General features: G+C 45.5%; 21 protein-coding genes. 16 read left to right on the plus strand and 5 right to left on the minus strand.

Going from position 1 to position 21,102, the window contains the following annotated elements:
* The first annotated feature begins 178 nt into the window (after positions 1 to 178).
* From thiD to BWX39_RS01030, 9 genes are all read left to right on the plus strand, one after another.
* Complete coding sequence (thiD, locus tag BWX39_RS00995; protein ID WP_370446764.1) at positions 179 to 1,000, plus strand: bifunctional hydroxymethylpyrimidine kinase/phosphomethylpyrimidine kinase; 822 nt, start codon at positions 179 to 181, stop codon at positions 998 to 1,000.
* Positions 997 to 1,611 (plus strand): thiamine phosphate synthase, encoded by a 615-nt coding sequence (locus BWX39_RS01000; RefSeq protein ID WP_028905511.1) that lies wholly within the window; start codon positions 997 to 999, stop codon positions 1,609 to 1,611. Before thiD ends, BWX39_RS01000 begins: the two co-directional genes overlap by 4 nt.
* 4 nt (positions 1,612 to 1,615) lie before the next feature.
* Complete coding sequence (gene thiC, locus BWX39_RS01005; protein ID WP_028905512.1) at positions 1,616 to 3,196, plus strand: phosphomethylpyrimidine synthase ThiC; 1,581 nt, start codon at positions 1,616 to 1,618, stop codon at positions 3,194 to 3,196.
* 32 nt (positions 3,197 to 3,228) lie between these two features.
* A complete protein-coding gene (locus tag BWX39_RS01010) occupies positions 3,229 to 3,999 on the plus strand; it encodes a sulfide-dependent adenosine diphosphate thiazole synthase (RefSeq protein WP_004362350.1) in 771 nt (256 codons plus the stop codon).
* A gap of 77 nt (positions 4,000 to 4,076) precedes the next feature.
* A complete protein-coding gene (locus BWX39_RS01015; RefSeq protein WP_028905513.1) occupies positions 4,077 to 4,670 on the plus strand; it encodes a thiamine phosphate synthase in 594 nt (197 codons plus the stop codon).
* Between the two features lie 347 nt (positions 4,671 to 5,017).
* Entirely contained in the window at positions 5,018 to 5,179 is a 162-nt protein-coding gene (locus BWX39_RS12225) for a hypothetical protein (protein WP_167653646.1), read from the plus strand.
* The gene (locus BWX39_RS01020; RefSeq protein WP_028905514.1) at positions 5,169 to 5,954 is read left to right on the plus strand and encodes a threonine/serine exporter family protein; all 786 of its coding nucleotides are present in this window, start codon (positions 5,169 to 5,171) and stop codon (positions 5,952 to 5,954) included. Before BWX39_RS12225 ends, BWX39_RS01020 begins: the two co-directional genes overlap by 11 nt.
* Before the next feature lie 9 nt (positions 5,955 to 5,963).
* Positions 5,964 to 6,461, plus strand: coding sequence for a threonine/serine exporter family protein (locus tag BWX39_RS01025; RefSeq protein WP_028905515.1), 498 nt, complete (start codon positions 5,964 to 5,966; stop codon positions 6,459 to 6,461).
* Between the two features lie 16 nt (positions 6,462 to 6,477).
* Positions 6,478 to 7,386 carry a LysR family transcriptional regulator gene (locus BWX39_RS01030; RefSeq protein WP_028905516.1) on the plus strand — a complete coding sequence of 303 codons (909 nt, stop codon included), beginning with the start codon at positions 6,478 to 6,480 and terminating at the stop codon, positions 7,384 to 7,386.
* 362 nt (positions 7,387 to 7,748) lie between these two features.
* Here BWX39_RS01030 and BWX39_RS01040 read toward each other — a convergent pair whose 3' ends face one another.
* Together BWX39_RS01040 and BWX39_RS01045 are read right to left on the minus strand one after the other, a co-directional pair.
* Positions 7,749 to 8,363, minus strand: coding sequence for a glutathione peroxidase (locus BWX39_RS01040; protein ID WP_028905517.1), 615 nt, complete (start codon positions 8,361 to 8,363; stop codon positions 7,749 to 7,751).
* 32 nt (positions 8,364 to 8,395) lie between these two features.
* Positions 8,396 to 9,088, minus strand: a complete 693-nt coding sequence (locus BWX39_RS01045; protein ID WP_028905518.1) for an SIR2 family NAD-dependent protein deacylase — start codon at positions 9,086 to 9,088, stop codon at positions 8,396 to 8,398.
* 119 nt (positions 9,089 to 9,207) lie between these two features.
* Between BWX39_RS01045 and BWX39_RS01050 the strand changes: the two genes are divergently transcribed.
* From BWX39_RS01050 to BWX39_RS01080, 7 genes are all read left to right on the plus strand, one after another.
* Complete coding sequence (locus BWX39_RS01050) at positions 9,208 to 9,813, plus strand: FKBP-type peptidyl-prolyl cis-trans isomerase (RefSeq protein ID WP_028905519.1); 606 nt, start codon at positions 9,208 to 9,210, stop codon at positions 9,811 to 9,813.
* 42 nt (positions 9,814 to 9,855) lie between these two features.
* The gene (locus tag BWX39_RS01055) at positions 9,856 to 10,749 is read left to right on the plus strand and encodes an FKBP-type peptidyl-prolyl cis-trans isomerase (RefSeq protein ID WP_028905520.1); all 894 of its coding nucleotides are present in this window, start codon (positions 9,856 to 9,858) and stop codon (positions 10,747 to 10,749) included.
* Positions 10,750 to 10,891: 142 nt separating this feature from the next.
* Positions 10,892 to 11,842, plus strand: a complete 951-nt coding sequence (locus BWX39_RS01060) for an FKBP-type peptidyl-prolyl cis-trans isomerase (protein ID WP_028905521.1) — start codon at positions 10,892 to 10,894, stop codon at positions 11,840 to 11,842.
* A 148-nt stretch (positions 11,843 to 11,990) separates the two neighbouring features.
* Positions 11,991 to 12,455, plus strand: a complete 465-nt coding sequence (locus BWX39_RS01065; RefSeq protein ID WP_028905522.1) for an Lrp/AsnC family transcriptional regulator — start codon at positions 11,991 to 11,993, stop codon at positions 12,453 to 12,455.
* Positions 12,456 to 12,502: 47 nt separating this feature from the next.
* On the plus strand, positions 12,503 to 14,371 hold the full coding sequence (locus BWX39_RS01070; RefSeq protein WP_028905523.1) for a gamma-glutamyl-gamma-aminobutyrate hydrolase family protein: 1,869 nt from the start codon (positions 12,503 to 12,505) through the stop codon (positions 14,369 to 14,371).
* An 11-nt stretch (positions 14,372 to 14,382) separates the two neighbouring features.
* Complete coding sequence (locus tag BWX39_RS01075) at positions 14,383 to 15,405, plus strand: M28 family peptidase (RefSeq protein WP_028905524.1); 1,023 nt, start codon at positions 14,383 to 14,385, stop codon at positions 15,403 to 15,405.
* A 45-nt stretch (positions 15,406 to 15,450) separates the two neighbouring features.
* Complete coding sequence (locus tag BWX39_RS01080; protein ID WP_028905525.1) at positions 15,451 to 16,497, plus strand: C1 family peptidase; 1,047 nt, start codon at positions 15,451 to 15,453, stop codon at positions 16,495 to 16,497.
* A 4-nt stretch (positions 16,498 to 16,501) separates the two neighbouring features.
* Here the strand turns inward: BWX39_RS01080 and BWX39_RS01085 are convergent, their stop codons facing one another.
* The 3 genes from BWX39_RS01085 to BWX39_RS01095 form a co-directional block, all read right to left on the minus strand.
* Entirely contained in the window at positions 16,502 to 17,206 is a 705-nt protein-coding gene (locus BWX39_RS01085) for a LytR/AlgR family response regulator transcription factor (RefSeq protein ID WP_028905526.1), read from the minus strand.
* 9 nt (positions 17,207 to 17,215) lie between these two features.
* The gene (locus BWX39_RS01090; RefSeq protein WP_028905527.1) at positions 17,216 to 18,280 is read right to left on the minus strand and encodes a sensor histidine kinase; all 1,065 of its coding nucleotides are present in this window, start codon (positions 18,278 to 18,280) and stop codon (positions 17,216 to 17,218) included.
* Between the two features lie 686 nt (positions 18,281 to 18,966).
* Positions 18,967 to 21,060: a leucine-rich repeat domain-containing protein gene (locus BWX39_RS01095; RefSeq protein ID WP_244271486.1), complete on the minus strand. Its 2,094-nt coding sequence runs from the start codon at positions 21,058 to 21,060 to the stop codon at positions 18,967 to 18,969.
* Between the last annotated feature and the right edge of the window lie 42 nt (positions 21,061 to 21,102).

Raw genomic sequence — 21,102 nt, forward strand, 5'->3', positions numbered from 1 at the left:
TCCGAAAAAGGGGTGCCACTCCATTGAGTGAGCTGAGATTATACCCGTATAACCTGATGCAGGTAATGCTGCCGTAGGAAGTGCGAATATACAGACATTTGCGTTTATCTATCCTTATTGGTGTATCCCCCCATATTTTGGCTATTCCGAAAAGTACCATTTGTTACTTTTATGGCTTATGATGCACTATGTAAAAACTCTTACGATAGCAGGCTCCGACAGCGGAGGAGGCGCAGGAATACAGGCTGATATTAAAACAATGTCGGCTTTAGGGTGTTACGCCTCATCGGTTGTTACGGCTGTTACGGCACAAAACACGAAGCAAGTGTTCTGCATTCAGAACATCGAAGCTGCGGTTGTAGAGGCTCAGCTGCGTGCTGTTCTCACCGATTTGCGCCCTGATGCCATTAAAATAGGTATGGTCGGATGTGCCGAGAATATCAAGACAATCACACAAGTATTGGCGGAATACAACGATATTCCACTCGTCATAGACCCCGTAATGGTTTCCACATCGGGCAACAAACTTATGGAAGAGAAAGCGATTGGCACCTTCTGCCAACATCTTTTACCTATGGCGACAGTGCTGACGCCCAACATTGCCGAAGCAGAAGTTTTGGCACGCCGTACAATCACAATGGTAGCAGACATTGATGAGGCTGCTGAAGAAATCCTAAAACTTGGTTGCAAGGCACTATTAATAAAAGGTGGACACATAGAAGGCAACGAAAAGACCGACCGTCTTTACTTTTCCGACAACAGCAAACCGCTAATCTTTGAAACCGAAACCATCGATTCGTTCAACACACACGGCACAGGCTGCACGCTCTCTTCGGCGATTGCGGCTTTCTTGGCTCGTGGTTTAAGGCTCGAAGAAGCCGTTGCAATGGCTAAAAACTATATTTCTCAAGCCATAAGAGCGGGGGCAAACATGTGCATTGGCGGCGGACACGGAGCGGTAAACCATTTCTTTTGTCCTGAAAAACTAATAAAACGATGAACAACATACAGTTTATTACACACGAGAACCAACGGTTTGGCTACGTTGAAGGTGCTGAAATGGCACTCCGTGGCGGTTGCAAATGGGTGCAGTTGCGTATGAAAGACGCTACCGACAACAAGTTTCTAAGCATTGGACGCAAGGTTGCTGTGCTCTGCCGTAGCTATAATGCAACGTTTCTACTCAACGACCGTGTGCATTTAGTTGCCGAACTCGGTGCCGACGGCGTGCATCTTGGCAAGAACGATATGCCCATCAGCGAAGCACGGCGCATACTTGGTAACGAAAAAATAATTGGTGGAACTGCCAATACCTTTTCCGATGTGCAGCATTTGGCAGCACAAGGAGCAGACTACATAGGGTGCGGCCCCTTCAGATACACACCAACGAAACGCAACCTTGCGCCCGTACTTAGTTTGGAAGGCTACCGAAACATTCTAAAACAAATGCAGCAAGCGGGCATCAGCCTACCACTCATTGCCATTGGCGGCATCGTCAGTACCGACATCGCAGCACTTCGAGACATAGGCGTAAGCGGAATAGCCATCAGCGGAGCTGTGCTCAAAGCAGCAGACCCCATTAAAGAAATGAAGAAACTAATAGAAATATAACATTATGAAGAACGAAAACATTAAGATTTCTTATCCCAATTCGGAGAAGATTTATAAGTGTGGTACCATCTACCCTGAACTAAAGGTGGGTATGCGCCGCATTCTTCTTACACCAACGGTTACAAACGAAGGCGGCAAACGCATAGAAAGACCTAACGACCCAGTAGTAGTTTACGACACAAGTGGAGCATACAGCGACCCGAACATAGAGATAGACCTCAACAAAGGCTTGCCGAAACTGCGCCAACCGTGGATAGAAAAGCGCAAAGGAACGCAGATGTACTATGCCAAGAAGGGCATCATTACAGAGGAAATGGAGTATGTTGCCATTCGCGAAAATATGGATTGCGAGGCTTTGGGCATAAAAACGCACATCACACCCGAGTTCGTTCGCGACGAGATAGCAGCAGGGCGGGCAGTCATTCCTGCCAATATCAACCACCCCGAAAGCGAGCCAATGATTATCGGAACGAACTTCTGTGTGAAAATAAACACCAATATCGGCAACTCACACGAAAATTCGAGCATCGATGAAGAGGTGGAAAAGGCGGTTTGGAGCTGCAAATGGGGTGGCGACACCTTAATGGATTTATCGACAGGAACGAACATTCACGAAACAAGAGAGTGGATTTTGCGCAACTGCCCCGTACCTGTAGGCACCGTTCCGATGTATCAAGCCTTCGAGAAGGTGAACGGAAAGGCTGAGAAACTTACTTGGGAGATATTCCGCGACACACTGATTGAACAGTGCGAGCAGGGCGTTGATTACTTCACAATTCACTGCGGAATCCGCTTAAAGAATGTCCATCTTACCAACGGACGCCTTACGGGTATGGTGAGTCGCGGCGGAAGCATCATCTCCAAATGGTGTCAGGTGCACAACGAGGAGAGTTTCCTGTACAGCCACTTCGATGACATCTGCGACATTTGCGCCAAATACGACGTCGCAATATCGCTGGGCGACGGTCTGCGCCCTGGTTCTACCTACGATGCCAACGATGCTGCACAGTTTGCAGAGTTAGACACGATGGGCGAACTAGTGGAACGGGCGTGGGCAAAAGACGTTCAGGCGTTCATAGAGGGTCCCGGACACGTGCCGATGCACAAGATTAGGGAGAATATGGACAGACAAATAGAGAAGTGCCACGGTGCGCCTTTCTACACATTAGGCCCTCTTGTAACCGACATTGCGCCTGCTTACGACCACATTACGAGTGCCATTGGTGCGGCAATGATAAGCTGGTACGGCACGGCAATGATTTGTTATGTTACCCCAAAAGAGCATCTTTCGCTGCCCAACAAGGACGATGTGCGCACAGGAGTGATTACTTACAAGATTGCTGCCCACGCTGCCGACTTGGCAAAAGGACACCCCGGTGCTGCCGTAAGGGACAATGCGCTCAGCAAAGCCCGCTATGAATTCCGTTGGAAAGACCAGTTCAACCTTGCACTCGACCCTGAAAAGGCACTCGAATATTGGAAAACATCGAACAAGGTAGGCGGAAAATACTGCACAATGTGTGGCCCTAACTTCTGCGCAATGCGCATCAGTCAGACATTGGAAGACTGCGAGTGCGAAGAATAAACAAAATAAAAACACCTAAAAACAATAATATTATGATTGAGAAAAAAGTTTCAAAAGGAATTATCAGCACCTATTTTGCCAAAATGGAAAAGTGCCTCGAACTCGATGTTGCCATTGTTGGCGGCGGTCCTTCGGGCATTGCAGCGGCTTACTATATGGCAAAAGCAGGACTTAAAGTGGCACTCTTCGACCGCAAGCTATCGCCAGGCGGCGGTATGTGGGGCGGTGCTATGATGTTCAACCAACTGGTTGTGCAGCAAGAAGCCTTGGAAATCATCAAGGATTTCGACATCAACTACGAACCTTACGAAGACGGATTATACACTGCCGATTCGGTGGAAAGCACCTCTGCCCTACTCTACAAGGCAACCCACGCAGGCGCAACCATCTTCAATTGCTATTCGGTTGAAGATGTTGTGTTCAAGAACAACATCGTGAGCGGTGTGGTTGTGAATTGGACACCCGTGCTCCGTGAAGGCTTGCACGTAGACCCTTTGAACATTATGGCAAAATTTGTGGTAGACGGAACAGGGCACGACAGCGAGATGTGCCAAGTGGTTGCACGCAAAAACGGCATTAAACTCAACACGGCAACGGGCGATGTGATTGGCGAACGCTCGTTAGACGTGGCTGAAGGCGAACGCCAAGTGGTGGAAGGAACAAAGGAAATATACCCTGGCTTGTATGTTTGCGGTATGGCATCGTCGGCAGTTGGCGGCACGCCACGTATGGGACCCATCTTCGGCGGTATGCTTCTTTCTGGCAAGAAAGTGGCGGAAGCCATTATCGAACGTTTGAAATAGAAAGCAAAACAGGTGGCAACGGTTGCACGACAGCAATGGTTGCCACCTATTTTTATATATACTCGAAAACAGAATATATGCGTTTTTTAGTGATTACCGAACCACAGTTTACCGACAACGAGGCAGCCATTATCGCACAACTGCTGCATTGGGGCGTAGACCTTGTGCACCTTCGGAAGCCTGAAGGCAATACCAACGAGTTGGCAAAGCTCATCGAAGCCATTCCAACAGCCTATCACAACCGCCTTGTACTGCACGACCATTTCGATTTAGCTACCCATTTCACACTGTACGGACTACACTTAAACCGCCGAAACAGTGTGCTACCACCGAACCATAAAGGCACGGTTTCGCAGTCGTGCCACACGTTAGACGAGGTGAAAGTCTGCAAAACAAAATGCGACTACGTTTTTCTCAGCCCTATTTTCAATAGCATTTCAAAGCAGGGATATACCTCTGCATTCACGCCAAAAGCCCTTTCCGAAGCGAAAAAGCAAGGCCTTATCGACCAAAAAGTAATTGCCTTGGGCGGCATTACCGCAGCCAACATTGACAAGGTAAAACATTACGGCTTTGGTGGCGTTGCGCTTTTGGGCGATATTTGGAGCAGAACAGCAGACAAGAACTTTGAAGAGTATGTGCAAAAAATCGTCGAAACTTGCCACACATAATGTATAAAGGAAGCACAATCGCCTAAATACAAAACTTTAAACAATCTATCGAAACATCGGAATAACAGCATAACGAAACACTGAAAAATATATGCCTTCATTCTAAAAACATGAATGCTGTTATTCTTAAAAAGTGGAAACAACAGACAGTACCGCCACGAAAAACACACAACTACTTGATTTAAATCTATTGTCATCGCAGTTTTGGCTAATTTCCAACAGTTTTCTATCGCAATATTACGATAACCATTATCGAAACAACCCATTACCAATGCTTGTAAGGGTGCAGAAATGCGCCTACCTTTGCATCGTAAAAAAGAAATAAACGAACTTAAAATCAAAGAATTATGAATAGTCAAATTATTATCTGGAGTTTAGTAATGTTGTTACTTTTAGTAGGTTTCGTATTGCGCGTAGCCATCACTGCCCGCCTCACAAACGGCAACGGAAAGATATTTGAAGTAGCCGACGAATTTGATTTATATGATTGGAGCGAAGATGAAGCATAGCCACCCCTCCTTTCTTGTCAATGAAACAAGCAATTTCATTGCTGAATATGCAGCCTGGCTTTATGGTTGTGGTGCTACTTGCACACGCATAAAAAAAAATGTGGAACGCATTGCCAAGAAATGGAACATAAACTGCCAACTTCTGATTATGCCCGGCAGTGTGCAGCTTATGGTGTTCGACCCCTCCACAAACCAATCCTCGGTGGTGATAAGAAGAACGCCCCATACGGGCATCAGCTTCTACAAGAACACGCATTTAAGTCAATTAAGCTGGCGCATAGCCGACGGATTGGTTGATTTAGACGAAGCAAACAAGATTCTTAAGGAGGTTAGCACAGCACCTTTCACCAACAAATGGCTGGTACTGCTGCTGACTTCGCTTGCCAACCTTTCGTTTTGCCGCATCTTCGGTGGCGATTTCATGGCTATGGCAATTGTCTTTGTTGCCACCTTTGTGGGTTTCCGACTGAAACAGGTATTGCTCGAAGACGGTGTGAACGTAAAGTTTGTTTTCCTGATTTGTGCTTTCTTCTCCTCTGTAATTGCCACCTCAGGCTATATTTTCGGCTTAGGAAACAAACCCGAAGTCGCACTTGGAACGTGTGTGTTGTACCTTATTCCAGGCATACCCTACATTAACAGCATCAGCGACCTGATGGCAGGCGAATACCTTGTGTCTTTCAGTCGCTTTATGGACGCCATTATACTCACATTCTGCTTGTCGGTAGGTTTGTCGGTAGGCATACTTCTTATGAATCTTCAATTAATATCGTAGCCCTTGATTATGGATTTTCTCTTTTCAATACTGCAAGATGCGTTTTTCGGTGGCTTGGCAGGCATCGGATTTGCCAGCATCAGCAACCCTCCGAAAAATGCCTATAAATATTGTTTCATCATATCTGCCGTAGGCCATGCCATTCGTTTCATTCTTATGAACAACGACTATCACCACTTCGGACTTATTGCTGCCAGCTTCATAGCAGCGTTAGCCATTGGTTTTATGACGGTGTTCATGGCACGGAAGGCGAAGTGTCCGCCCGAAACATTCTCGTTTCCGTCGCTTCTGCCTATGATTCCGGGAATGTATGCCTACCGCACTGTGGAAGGATTGGTTATGTGTTTGTTTACCGAAAATGAAGATTTATTCGAGCATTATTTGTATCTTTGCACATCGAACGGCTTCACTTGTGTCTTCGATATATTAGGAATGGTATTGGGTGCAACTATGCCTATCTTTATTTTAAACAAGATTTCCTATAAGGTAACAAGGTACACGAATTAACAAAAATCAAAGGATAATGGAGCTAAGACAACTACGATACTTCTTAAAGGTAGCAGAACTTTTGAACTTCTCGGAGGCTTCAAAGGCATTGTTCGTAACGCAAAGCACGCTGTCGCAACAAATAAAACAACTCGAAACAGAACTCGACACCACGCTCTTTGAACGCAACAGCCACGAAGTTACGCTTACCGAAGCTGGTCAGAAACTTGTGAGATATGCACAGAAGGTAGTCGTAGATGCTGATATATGCCAGCAAAAAATGACCGATTTGAAGAGTTTGCTGACAGGCGAACTCAACATTGGGGTTACGTTTACTTTCAGTCCGCTGCTCACCGAAACCGTGCTTGAGTTTATGGAACGCTATCCCGACGTCCGCCTTAACATCATTTACAAAACAATGGCAGAACTTATGGATATGCTGCAACGCCACGAAGTAGACTTTGTTTTGGCATTCAAACCTACTGAAAAGAACGAAAGGGTAGAAAGCTACCTATTGTTCAACAATAATCTTGTAGCCGTAATGAGTTCCACCCACCCATTTGCCAAACGCAAAAGCATATCACTCGAAGACTTGAAAGCCTGCCAGATAGCTATGCCTGCGTGCGGTTTGCAGGCTCGAAACGCATTCGACGATATGATAGAATCGTCGGCAAATAATATAAAAACACGTTTAGAGATAAACGACATCAACATTCTGCTGAAGTTGATACGCCAAAGCAAACTCGTAACAGTGCTTGCCGAAGCCACCATTCACAACGAAGAAGGGCTTGTGGGAATACCGCTCGAAATGCACAACGACGATATGGAAGGCTGCATTCACATGCTAAAGAATGCTTATATAAAAAACTCTGCACGCGAGTTCTACCGCTTGTTAAGCCAGTCGCGCACCATTATGAAATACTCTTCGCTCTCTCGTCTGCTGTAAAAAGCATACGGTTTCAGGCATACATCTATCTTATGCTATAAGTTTGACAAGCGCGAAAAAGCGCCGAAAGAGTGTAAATATTTTTCACAAGCACACCTCTCACTTAACTTGCTTATTATCAATGCTTTGCAAAACCTATTGTTTTGCATTCCAAAAGCGTAGGTTTTGCACGGTAAAAGCGGCTCTTTTGCCGTCCAAAAGAGCCGCTTTCGCAATGCCAAATCGAAATTATCGTTTTCTCAACGAATTATCTTTACAAAACAAGGGCTATGCTTTACTATTTCAAAGCAAAAATTCTACCAACCACAACGGCTGCACACCAACCGTGAAGATGTGGCTGCGGTGGCTTTTTCCCGTTCTTCTTACTGCACTTTCAGCGCAGCACGAACGCCCGCCTCAACATCTTTCATATCGGCAGTAGGCTCAAAGCGGTCTACAACGTGGCCTTCGCGGTCGATTAAGAACTTGGTGAAGTTCCACTTGATGCTCGGGTTTTTCGCATAGTTAGGGTCTTGCTTGCTGAACTTTTCGTCAAGAAACTTGCCTATCTTGGTGCTCGTATCGAACCCCTTAAAGCCTTGTTGGGCTTTCAGATAGGTGTAAAGGGGCAGTTCTTTCTTGCCATTCACCTCTATCTTGTCGAACTGTGGGAAAGTAACGCCGTAGTTTCCTGTGCAAAAAGCCTTTATCTCGTTGAGTGTTCCGGGTGCTTGCTCGCCGAATTGGTTGCACGGGAAGTCGAGAATTACGAGTCCTTGCGCCTTGTAAGTGTCGTAAAGCTTCTGCAAGGCTTCGTATTGTGGCGTGAAACCGCACTTTGTGGCTGTGTTTACAATGAGCAACACCTTGCCTTTGTAGTCTTTCAGCTTTACTGTACGCGCGTTGGCGTCCTTCACTTTAAAGTTGTACACATTCTTTTGCGCCATGGCTGGAAACGCCAAAAGCGTGCAGAAAAGGGCTAATATTATTTTCTTCATAATTTGTTTTTTAATTTATTATATAGTGTGTTTTAAATTCTTTCCATAAATTCGCGCATTCCTTCGCTCGCCCCTTTGCGAATAACTGTGATGTTGGGAGTGCGTCCCGATTCCACATCGTTGGGGTCTATCAGGTAAATGGGTACGCCTGCGCGGACGTAACGCACCAAACCTGCAGCGGGATAAACGTTGAGCGAGGTGCCGACAATAACGAAAATATCGGCATCGCCCACTGCTCTTGCAGCAGGTTCTATCATCGGAACGCTTTCGCCGAAGAACACGATGAAGGGGCGAAGCAGACTTCCGTCGGCTGCTTTCTCGCCTGGCAGCACGTCGGGAGCATCTTCTGTAAGCACCTTTATATATTCGGGGTTGTAGGCATCGTCGCTCGAGCAAGCCTTTTTCAGCTCGCCGTGCAGGTGGATAACATTGGTAGAGCCTGCCGACTCGTGCAAATCGTCCACGTTCTGCGTAATCACGGTTACATCGTATTTGTCCTCCAGCTTCTTTATGAGTTTATGCCCCTCGTTAGGCTTTGCCATAAACAGTTTTTTCCGCAATCGATTGTAGAAGTTATTCACCAACACAGGGTCGCTTTCCCACGCCTCGTGGGTGGCAACTTGCTCCACTGGATAATCCTCCCACAAGCCGTCGCTGCCACGGAAAGTTTTAAAACCACTTTCCACAGACATACCCGCACCTGTCAGGAATACTATTTTCTTCATACTGCTATTTTATTTGTTGATTTTACAAATTTAGTAATTTTAATTAGATAAATGCCAAACTATATTCTAAAAATAGTATCTTTGCACATTAATAATATTTAAACAAGAAAAGAAAATCAATGGACAAATTAAGCTACGCTTTGGGTATCGGCATCGGTACACAGCTCAGTGAAATGGGTGCAAGCAACTTGAATATCGACGACTTTGCACTAGCGATTAAGGACGTAATAGCAGGCAACAAGTTACAGGTAAGCAACGAAGAGGCACAAACACTCGTAAACAACTTCTTTGCTGAACAACAGGCAAAGCAAGAGGCTGCCGCTGCCGAAGCAGGCAAAGTGGCTAAAGCTGTAGGCGAGGACTTCTTGGCTGAGAATGCGAAAAAAGAGGGCGTTGTAGTGTTGCCTTCAGGTCTTCAATACGAAGTTATCGCAGAAGGAAACGACAAGAAACCAAGTGCAACAAGCAAGGTGAAGTGCCACTACGAAGGTACGCTCATAGACGGAACCAAGTTCGATAGCTCGTACGACCGCGGCGAACCTGCAACATTTGGCTTGAACCAAGTAATAGCAGGCTGGACAGAAGGTGTGCAACTGATGGGCGAAGGTGCGAAATACCGCTTCTTCATTCCTTACAACCTTGCTTATGGAGAGCGTGGCGCAGGAGCATCAATTCCTCCATACGCAGCTTTGGTATTCGTAGTAGAACTCATTGAGGTGCTTTAAGCGAAAGAATAATAACTTAAAAATAATAACACAATAAAGAAAATGAAGAAACTTACAGTTGTAGCCGCATTGGCTATCGCCGCAGCCAGCTTTACTGCATGTGGCAATCAGGCTCCAAAAGAAGACTTGAAATCAGACATCGATTCATTGAGCTACGCCTTTGGTATCGACCAAGGACAGGGTGTTAAGCAATACTTGCAGCAGATGAACATCGACACAGCTTACATTGACGAGTTCATTAAAGGTTTGAACGATGGTGCAACGAACATGGACGACAAGAAGAAAGCAGCTTACAACGCTGGTATCGGTGTCGGCATGAACATGAATATGGTAATTAAAAACCAAATCAACAAGAGCATCTTCGGCGAAGATTCTACTCAGTCTATCTCGTTGAGCAACTTCCTTGCAGGTTTTGCAGCAAGCGCAAAGGGCAACAACAAGAATATGACCATAGAGAAAGCTCGCCAAATTGAGCAAAAAGTACCACAAGCCATTCAGGCAAAAACTGCTGAAAAGAAGTTCGGCGACAACAAGAAAAAGAACGATGCCTATATGGCAAAGGTGGCAAAGAACCCTGAAATGAAGGCTTTGAAGCAAGGCGTTTACTACAAGGAAATAAAGGCAGGAACAGGCGCGAAGCCTACTGCGTCGCAGGTAGTAAAGATTAGCTACGAAGGAAAGACCATCGATGGCAAGGTATTCGATAAGAACGACGGCGTAACAATGCAAATCGGACAAGCTGTTCCTGGTTTCAACGAAGCACTGCTGAATATGCCTGTGGGTGCGAAGTGGGAAGTTTACATTCCTTACGCAGCTGGTTACAACGCACAGCAGCCAAGTCCTGACATCAAGCCTTTCTCTACTTTGATATTCACTATCGAAATGTTGTCTATCGAAAAGACAGAGAACGCAGGGGCAGAAATGCCAATGAACTAATCGGAAATAAATTTCATAGTATATATAATAAGGTGGGTTGGGACACGATTTAGCCCAATCCACCTTTTCATTACTACACTATTTTATGGAAAACAACAAGGGATTGCAACTTGTAAGCATTCCCGTTTAATCAAAAAGAACTATGAAGAAAATAGCATTTATAGCATTGCTCGTTATGGCAAGTGCAGGTTTCAACACTGCAAATGCACAGAGCAAGAAAGGGAAAAAACAGAAAAAGCAAGAACCAAGAGAAGCAATAGCTATCACAGCACCTGTTAGCGATGAGACCGCAATAATCACAACGAAGTTCGATTCGTTAAGTTACGCAGCAGGTATAAGTATGACACGTGGGTTGGAAGAATATCTTGCCAACCAGTTAGGAGTATTGAAAGGAGATATGCCCGACTTTATACGCGGACTGAAAGAGGGCATATCAAAACGTAAGGACACTTCTTTCTCTGCTTACACAGCAGGTTTGCAAATCGCAGCACAGGTAGAAAGAGCCATGCTTCCCAATATAAAGAAGCAGTTTAAAGGTACATCTGCAGAAATCAACGACAAGTTCTTCTTCAAAGGTCTCATTGCTGCTATGGAAAAAGACACTACCTTCTTCAAACAAGAAGAAGCGCAAGAATACATTTCTAAAAAGCAAAAAGCATTGGCAGAGCAACGCAATGCACAAACAAAAGCTATAGGAGAGAAGTTCCTTGCAGAGAATAAGAAGAAGGCTGGAGTAATTACTTTGCCAAGCGGATTGCAGTATAAGGTACTCGTTAAGGGCAATGGACCGAAGCCAACAAAGGACGACCAGGTCGCAGTTGTATATGAAGGGCGCACCATCGACGGCAAAGTGTTCGATGCGACAGCACGCCACGGAAAGCCAAACGACACTTTCGGAGTAAGCAATCTGATTAAAGGGTGGACAGAAGCCCTCACGCTTATGCCGGTAGGGTCTAAGTGGGAGATTTACATTCCGCAAGAACTGGCTTATGGTGCTCGCGGTGCTGGCGACGACATCGCACCTTATTCAACGCTTATCTTTACCCTTGAACTGCAAGATATAGTAAAGACAGCAAAAGGTTCTAATAAGTAATCATCTTTAGGAATATCTGACAAAATGTGCCTTCGGGCACATTTTTTTATTTATTTTTGTTGTCTAATCCATTTAAAATGCCTACTTTTGCTTTCAAATTGTAAACTAACTATCTTGCTTACCACAGGCAAGTAAAACCTAAAAATTTATGGATAAGATTGATAAATTAGACAGAAAGATATTGAGTATCTTGTCGCAAAACGCTCGTATCCCGTTTAAAGATGTAGCAGCAGAGTGTGGCGTATCGCGCGCTGCAATCCATCAAAGAGTCCAACACCTTATCGAAAATGGCGTAATTATAGGCAGCGGCTTCCACGTAAACCCCAAAAGTCTTGGTTATACCACATGTACTTACGTTGGCTTGAACCTCGAACGCGGTTCAATGTATCGCGATGTAGTGGAGCGTATCAGCACCATTCCTGAAGTTATAGAGTGCCATTTCACCACAGGTTCGTACACTATGCTCGTCAAACTCTTCGCAAAGGACAACGAACAACTGATGGATTTGCTCAACAACAAGATTCAAAGCATTCCTGGTGTAGTATCTACCGAAACGCTTATCTCGCTCGAACAGAGTATCAAACGCGAAATCCCAATCGCCGAGGAACTATAAATAAAGCAAACAACAGACTGCTGCTATCACCTATTTAAATAAAGATTATGACACTAAACTATAATTTGGACGCCCATTTGGCAGAACTTTACGAAAGCTATCCAGAGGGAAACAACAAGCCTATTATTGGTATTACCACCAACTTTTCGGGGCAAGATGTTACCATTCGTGAGGTTTTCCACAAACAGGTGATAGATGCTGGAGGCACACCGCTACTTATTCCGCCCACCACCGACAAGCAAATACTTGCCAATATACTCGACCGCATCGACGGACTTCTGCTTTCAGGCGGTGCCGATGTGAACCCTTTGTGGGCTGGCGAAGAGCCAACGCTCAACGTAGGCAACATAAACGATAAGCGAGACCTATCCGAACTGCTCACTACACGGTTGGCTTACAATCGCCAAATACCCATATTCGCCGTGTGCAGAGGTATGCAGGTCTTGGCCATTGCGTTAGATGGAAAGGTGCAACAGCACATTTACGACCCTTATATCGTTGAGGAAACAGGGGAAAAGAAGCTCGCACGCTTGAAAAATGCTACTACCTTGCGCCCTGCAAAGCTAAAGCACGACCAGAGTGCAGCCTTCACCGAGCCTACGCACAGCATTGCAATAGAACCCGATTCCATACTTCATTCCATCTACAAGCAAGACCAAATCTTTGTAAACTCCTTCCATCACCAAGCTGTTTCTGTGCCCGGAAAGCGGTTTAAAGCAACGGCTTACGCTCCCGACGGCGTTATAGAGTGCATGGAAAGTGCCGAATTCAAACCTATCTTAGGTGTTCAGTGGCACCCGGAATGGTTGGAAGAAGAAGGTCAGAAGCTGTTCAAATGGTTTGTAAACGAAGCCGACAACTTCCGCACAGCCAAGCAACTGCACACACGCATACTCACACTCGACACCCATTGCGACACTCCTATGTTCTTCCCACAAGGCGTAGACTTTGCCAAACGCGACCCACGCATTCTTTACGACCTGCATAAGATGACAGAAGGACACCAAGATGCCGTTACAATGGCAGCCTATTTGCCTCAACCACGCATAGGCGAAACATTCTCATCGAAGATAGACGTGGAGGGATTAAAGCGTTTTAACCCTGAACTGACCGACGTTTTAGACAACCTTACGCCCATTTCCTACGCCGATTTAATCTTCAACAAGATAGAGAAAATAGTAAAAGAAAACAGCCGCTACCTCAGTATTGCGCGCACACCGTCCGACCTTTACGAAGACAAACGAAAGGGACGCAAGAGCATTATGTTTGCTATTGAAAACGGTTTGGCGTTGGAAGGCGACCTTGCCAACGTGAAATACTTCGCACAACGTGGTGTTACGTACATCACACTGTGCCATAACGGCGACAACGACATCTGCGATTCGGCACGAGGGAGCAGCCTTCACGGCGGCGTGAGCAAGTTTGGCATTGAAGTAATCAAGGAAATGAACCGCAACGGCATTATGGTAGACCTCAGCCACGGCGGCGAAAAGAGTTTCTACGATGCACTTGAAATAAGCAGTCAGCCCATTGTGTGCAGCCATTCCAACAGCAAAGCCCTCTGCGACGTACCTCGCAACCTTACCGACGACCAGCTGAAAGCATTGGCAAAGAAAGGCGGCGTGGCACACATTACCCTCTATGGAGGCTTCTTGTGCAAAGGCGGAACGGCTTCAATTCTCGATGCCATTGCGCATTTAGAGCACGCAATAGATGTTATGGGTATCGACCACGTAGGTATCGGAACCGACTTCGATGGCGACGGAACAGTGCGTGGAATGGCAGATGCAAGCGAAATGATAAACTTCACCCGCCATTTGCTTGCTCACAAATATAGCGAACGCGACATAGAAAAGATATGGGGAGGCAACTGGCTGCGCGTAATGGCACAGGTACAGGCTGCCAAACAAAAATAAAAAGAACAACGATGAACGGAAAAATAAAGTTTTTATGCAGTGGTATGGCAGTGCTTTTACTTGCTGCCTTCGCCTTTAGTTGCAAAGGAAAATCGTCTAACAACAGCACCGAAGACGGCGACACAGTGGCAACAGCAAAGCCCGTTGGCCCTACATTCAACCCCGATTCGGCATTCGCCTATACGGCAGCGCAGTGCGATTTCGGTCCTCGCACAATGAATTCGTCGGCTCACGACAAGTGCGAACAATGGATTATCAGCAAGTTTAAGCAATACGGCTGCGAGGTTCAGACGCAGAAAGCCGACCTGAAAGCTTACGACGGCACGATATTAAAATCGACAAACATCATCGCCCGTACCAATCCCAACGCACAACGGCGCATCTTGCTCTGTGCACACTGGGACAGTAGACCGTGGGCAGACAACGACCCTGACTCTACCAACCACAAGAAACCCGTTATGGCAGCCAACGACGGAGCTTCTGGTGTTGGTGTTATGATAGAATTAGCACGCCAGTTACAAGCCGACAGCACGCTGAACGTAGGTGTCGATTTCGTTTGTTTCGACGCTGAAGACTGGGGTGTGCCGCAGTGGGAAACCAACTATCAAGAACAGTCGGGCGACAGTTGGGCTTTGGGTTCCAACTATTTTGCAAAGAACCTGCCCCTCACCGTTCGTCCCGAATTTGGCATTTTGCTCGATATGGTAGGTGGCGAAGGTGCCCAATTCTACAAGGAAGGCATTTCCCTGCAATATGCGCCAGACATCGTAAACCGAGTTTGGGAAGCTGCAAAGAGTGCTGGCTTCGAGGCATATTTCCCTACAACGAGAGGCGGAATGGTAACAGACGACCATTATCCGCTCAACAAAATAGCAGCCATTCCTACGATTGACATCATTCCGCACTATCCCGATTGCGCACAAAGCACGTTCGGTCCTACGTGGCACACCGTAAGCGACACGATGGAACACATAGACCGTGCAACACTGCAGGCGGTTGGACAAACACTCATTCAGCTTATTTACACCCTGTAAGAGCAGTGCCAATTAAGAGCGTTCCTCTATTGGTACAAGCTAAAAATGAAGAAAATAGTTTTCACAACACTTGCTTTGTTCCTTCTTGTAGGGTGTGCAAAGCAAGCCGAACAGAAGTTTCCTACTCACCGTTTTACCGATGAAGTGCGGTTGCGGACCACTCCCGTGAAAGACCAAGGACAGAGTTCGCTGTGCTGGGCGTATGCCATGCTGGCTACAATAGAGACCGAACACCTGATGCAAGGCGACTCCGTGAACCTCAGTCCCGACTATGTTGCGCGTATGTATTTGGCAGAACAGGCTACGAAAAGCCTATTGACAAGAACCCGAAATGCGGTTTTGCCCAATCAGGGTACGACTATTACCACTCGAGGAATGGCTGGAATGCTGATAGACCTTATTCAAACCTACGGCTTATACCACTTCGATGCCTACCATAAGCGAGGAGACGCAAGCTATAAGGTTATTGAACGCAAACTCAGTCAGGCAGTTTTAGCACCTAAGACAAGCAATGTAGCCGAACAGATTGGTTATATTAACACTATGTTGGACGATGAAATAGGTGCTGTTCCAAGGCAAGTGTTTCTTTATCGAGCCATTTACACACCGCAAGAGTTTGCCCACAGCGTATGTAAAAGCGACGAATACTTAGCTTTAACGAGCTTTACACACCACCCCTTCGGCACGTACTTCCCCTTGGAAGTGCCCGACAACTATTTTCACGACACCTTTTTAAATGTTCCCATCGACACTTTGATGCACCGCATAGAGCAGTCTGTGCGCTCGGGACACCCTGTTTGCTGGGAGGGCGACACGTCCGAAGATGGCTTCTCGTTCGCAGAAGGCATAGCAAAGTTAGACAACGACAACCAATTGCCTACACAAGCGCAACGCCAAAAGGCTTTTGAAACCTACCAAACTACCGACGACCATTGCATGGAGATAATGGGAATAGCCCACGACGAGGCGGGTAACAAATACTTTATTTGTAAGAATAGCTGGGGAAAACACAACCGTTTTGGTGGTTTTATGTATCTAAGCTACAACTATGTGCGGCTGAAAACCATTGCCGTATATGTTGTGAGAAACTGAAAACCTACCGCTTGCGCTCTTCCAAATATTCCTTGAAGGGTGCAAGAAAAGCATCGGTAACGTGTATTATCTCGTTGCCAATGTAGATGCAATCGTTCCTATCTACCTTTCTTATTTTATCCAATGCCACGATATACGAACGGCTTACACGCATGAAATGGGCAGAAGGGAGCAGCTCTTCCACTGCTTTCATGGTCATGTGTGTAACCAGTCGGCGGTCGGAAAGGTGGAAGATGACATAATCTTTCATTCCTTCCACATAAACGACATCGGTGAGCAGTACTTGCTGCAACTCTCCGTCAGCCTTCAGAAACACCGTCGTTCTTTGGTTGTTTATGGGTTGCGTCAGCCTTTCGAACCAGTCCCTGGCTTTTTCTGCAGCCGTTAAGAACTTGTCGTAGCGTATTGGCTTCAGCAAGAAGTCGAGTGCATTCACCTCGTAGCTGTCGAAAGCATATTCCTTGAACGCTGTTGTAAAGATGATGCGAGTGCGTGATGGCACCATACGCGAAAGCTCCATACCATTCAGGTCGGGCATTTGAATATCGAGAAACAATAGGTCTACAACATCGTTTTTGATGGTCTGCAAAGCCGAAATAGAGTCGGTGAACGATGCCTTGAGCACCAAAAAAGGTGTACGTTCCACAAAATTCTCTAATAGCCGTATGGCTAAAGGTTCGTCGTCTACGATAATACACGTTAGATTCATAGGTATATATTAACTTCTTGTTCTTATTTTTATCTGCAACTTGTAGACTCCTTGCTCTACCGTTAGGCTCATTTCGTAGCGTTTGGCATACATCAGCTCCAAGCGTTTGCGCATATTCTCTATGCCAATACCGCTGCCGCTGTGGTCGCAACCGTCTTTCGGGTGGTTGCTGTTCTGGCAAGAGAACACCAAGAAACCGTTCTCTTCGGTCAGCGAAATGTCAATGAATGATGGCTTTCCGCTGCTCACACCGTGTTTGAAAGCGTTCTCGATGGGCGACAGAAACAGCATGGGCGCAATGGTTCGTGCCGTGTCGGGAACATCGAAATGCGTTGTTATCTTCACGTTCTTGTCGCAACGCAGTGCCATCAGGGAGATATAGTTTTCCATAAAGGCAATTTCTCCGCACAGCGGCACTTCCTTTTGCTGCGTTTCGTAGAGCGCATAGCGCAGCAAGTCGGATAGTTCGCCAATGGAGTTTTGCGCCTCATCGGCATCAATCTGCGTCAAAGAAGAGATGTTGTTGAGCGTATTGAAAAGGAAATGTGGGTTTAATTGGTTCTTCAGCCAAGCCAGTTCAGCTTCCGTATTGCGCTGTTTTTCTTCTAAAAGTTGCTTCCGAAGGTCGCTCTGACGAATAAAATAACGCACGGAAATGGCTGCAATCGCCACGACATAGTTAAGAACCAGCCAGATAATAGCGAACTGATAGTAGTACAAATGTACCACCACACCATGGTCTGTATTGCTGCGTGGGAAGAACAAGTCGTAGTTCAGTAAAAATACCAAGGCAAATTCTACCAGCCAAAACAACCATCGGCGCAGCTTACTTTTATCTTCGTAGAGATACGGAACAAGAACATAGAAGTTTGCCATGAAGACCACGAGGAGCAGAAAGAACATAACAGCGTTGGTGCGCGCCGAAGCCGTTGCCACCCATGGGTCGCGTTCGGTGATATATACCACCACGCACCACGTTGCAGTAAGCATAAAGTAAATGCCTATTTGTGCAAGAAATATCACTACACTGCGTTTCTTCAACCACGCTTTTATTGTTTCCATCATCTTCCCCATTGCTGCAAAAGTGTTGCTAATGTGTACAAAGTTAGTTTTATTCTGCCATATCTACAAATTATTTTCGACGAGTAATGCCCCTTGCTTCGACGAAAATGCGAATATACAGGTAATACAACAGCAAACATAAGCATCTCTTCACCGAAATACCTGCCTTGTTTTTAAAACAGTCAGTATTCAATGTGGCAGGCAGACAGTTTCAGCTTTCTCCATTCAAAAGCACTTTTCCGATGCCTGCAATATTGCCCCTGCAAACCTTTTTATATGGCGAAAAAGGACGATAGGGATGTAAATATTTTTCACAAATACAACTATAGCATAACCACCTGTATATCAATACGTTGTAAAACCTATTGTTTTGCATTCCAAAAGCGGCTCTTTTGCACGGTAAAAGCGTAGGTTTTGCGATGCAAAACAGCCGCTTTCGCAATGCCAAATCGAAATTATCGTTTTTCAGCGAAATTATCTTTACAAAACCGAGGCGATTTTCCCACGTGTTGGCTGAAAGTTTCTAGAAATCCTAGATAAATTAGAATTACTATATAAACCCTTTCTCATTCAATACCAGGAAACGCAATAAACCACGCACCTACCTGCACTGAGCGATATAAAAACATAAAAAACGTGTAGTCCTGATAGGCACAATGCCATTCGGAACTACACGTTTTTTATGTTCTGTGCGCTGTTTACTTCACTACGAAGCTACGGTTCACACCGTTTACAACGAGAATGTAACAGCCATTTGCCACATTATCGAGTGCAATTGTGCACGCGCCTTCGGCGTTGGTGGGCGCATCTGCAATCTTTGTACCGTTGGTTGCATAAAGCAACACCTTGGCATTTGCCTTTGTACGGCTTACTGTAACCTTGCGTGTTGCAGCATTGTAGTCGATGCTGATGCCCGCTGCTTCGGTGGCTTCGATGCTTGTAGGATTCTCACAACCTGTACCGTCGCCCTCTACATCTACCTTCCAGCCCTTATCGGTAGCAATTTTTGTATAGCTGATGGTTGTTTCTGGGTTGCCGTTTATTACCAGTCTGTTGGTTGAGTGCTTAACGGTTGGTAAAGTTCTATAGAGTTTGTTCAGCTCGCAAGCGTCAAGGGAGTTGTGGCTAACATTTACTGCGTCTAATTTAGCAAAGCTTCGAGGCAGTTTGAGTGCTGTTAGTTTAGCATTGTGTGCATTCAAATTCAAGAGTTCTGACAGATATTCAACATCAAGCTTCTGCAGATTTGTTTCAGAAACATCGAGCCATTGGATAGCGTCAGACATTTCGTACTTAAGTGTACTCAAAGCCTGACAGCCAGATACGTTGAGCGTATTCAATTTAGATTGCGCAGAAAGGTCTATCGCTGCAAGCGATATGTTGTCGTTCAACTCAACTTCTTCCAAATCGGAATTGGCTGCAAATTTAACCGCTTTCAGAATATTCAATCCCGATTTAAGAACTTTCAGTTTAGCATTGGCACTTAGGTCTAATGTTTCAAGGGCACTGTGAGAAACGTCTATAACCTCCAACAATGGGTTCTTGGAAAAATCTACGGCGTTAAATCTCTTACCATTGAACTTACATTCTATTTGCGTAATATCGCCATAGAACTGGATAGTTGTTGCATCAATAGCCTTGTAGACGGGTGCATCGCCAGGTTCCAAGAGCGAATTGATGATTTTTTCTTTAAATTCGGCGTTACCTTCTTTCACCCAAATCTTTGTATTATCCCTCTTTGCTGCCAACTTTACCTTAATGTCTAAATTGCTTGCAACCGTCAAGGTTATGACAGGAGCATCGGCAGGAGGGGCTATCGGTGTTGCACAACCTGTGCCGTCGCCTTCCGCATCGGGTATCCACCTCTTGTCTTTCGCTATCTTTGTGTTGCACGTCGCAGTACCTTTATTGTCTTCAATGCCAAGATTTGGTTCGGTAGCTTTCATTGTTGGCAATGCTCTGAATATATCGTCCAATGCGCAGGCATCAAGTAAATTGCTTTGAAGAGACACCACGCTCAGGTTCTTAGCGTTTTCGGGGAACTTTGCAGCCATAAGTTTACTGCCGTATCCGCCAAATTGTTCGAGCGCAGACAAGGCACTAATATCCAACTTTTGCATACCTGTACCATTCATATACAGAAATTTAAGAGCTGGATTGTTCTTGAATACCATTGTAGTTAATGCTCGACATTCGTTTACACTCACCTTTTCCAACTTGGTTTGGTCGGAGAAATTCACTTCGGCAAGTTCCTTGTTGTTATTCAAATCTATTTCTTGCAACTCGGAATTGGGTGCTAACTTAAGCGAAGTAATGTTGTTGTAACCGCATTTCAGCTTTTTAATATTAGTATTAGCCAACAGGTCTAATGCTGCGAGGTGGCACTTCTCGGCAGTAATTTCTTCGATTAGCTTGTTCTTGGAAGCATCGATTGCAGTTATCTTTGCAAACTGTTTAGAACAGTCCATCTTCGTTACATTGCCATAAACATACATTGCACCCGAAGTAGAAGTGAAAGACAGTGCTGCGCCCATAGTAGAATTGATGGTTACTTGCTGGAAGCCATCACCGCCATTGTTCAGCCAGATAAGCGTATTATCTTTGTTGGCAGCAAACTTCACAAAGACTTTCTTGTTCTTTGCAACTGTCATTTTAATGAGTGGTGCATTTTCGGGAGGAATCTGAGTTTGTGCCATTGCATTCCCGACAAATAGCGTAAGAAGCAGAGAGAGTATGCTCCATTTCTTTAAAAAGTAGTTCTGTTTCATCTTCTGATTTAATTTAAGTTCCACAAAATAGTTGTTATTTAAATGTATTTTCTTTATAAATGAGGT

Source organism: Prevotella intermedia ATCC 25611 = DSM 20706, assembly GCF_001953955.1.
Taxonomy (GTDB): domain Bacteria; phylum Bacteroidota; class Bacteroidia; order Bacteroidales; family Bacteroidaceae; genus Prevotella; species Prevotella intermedia.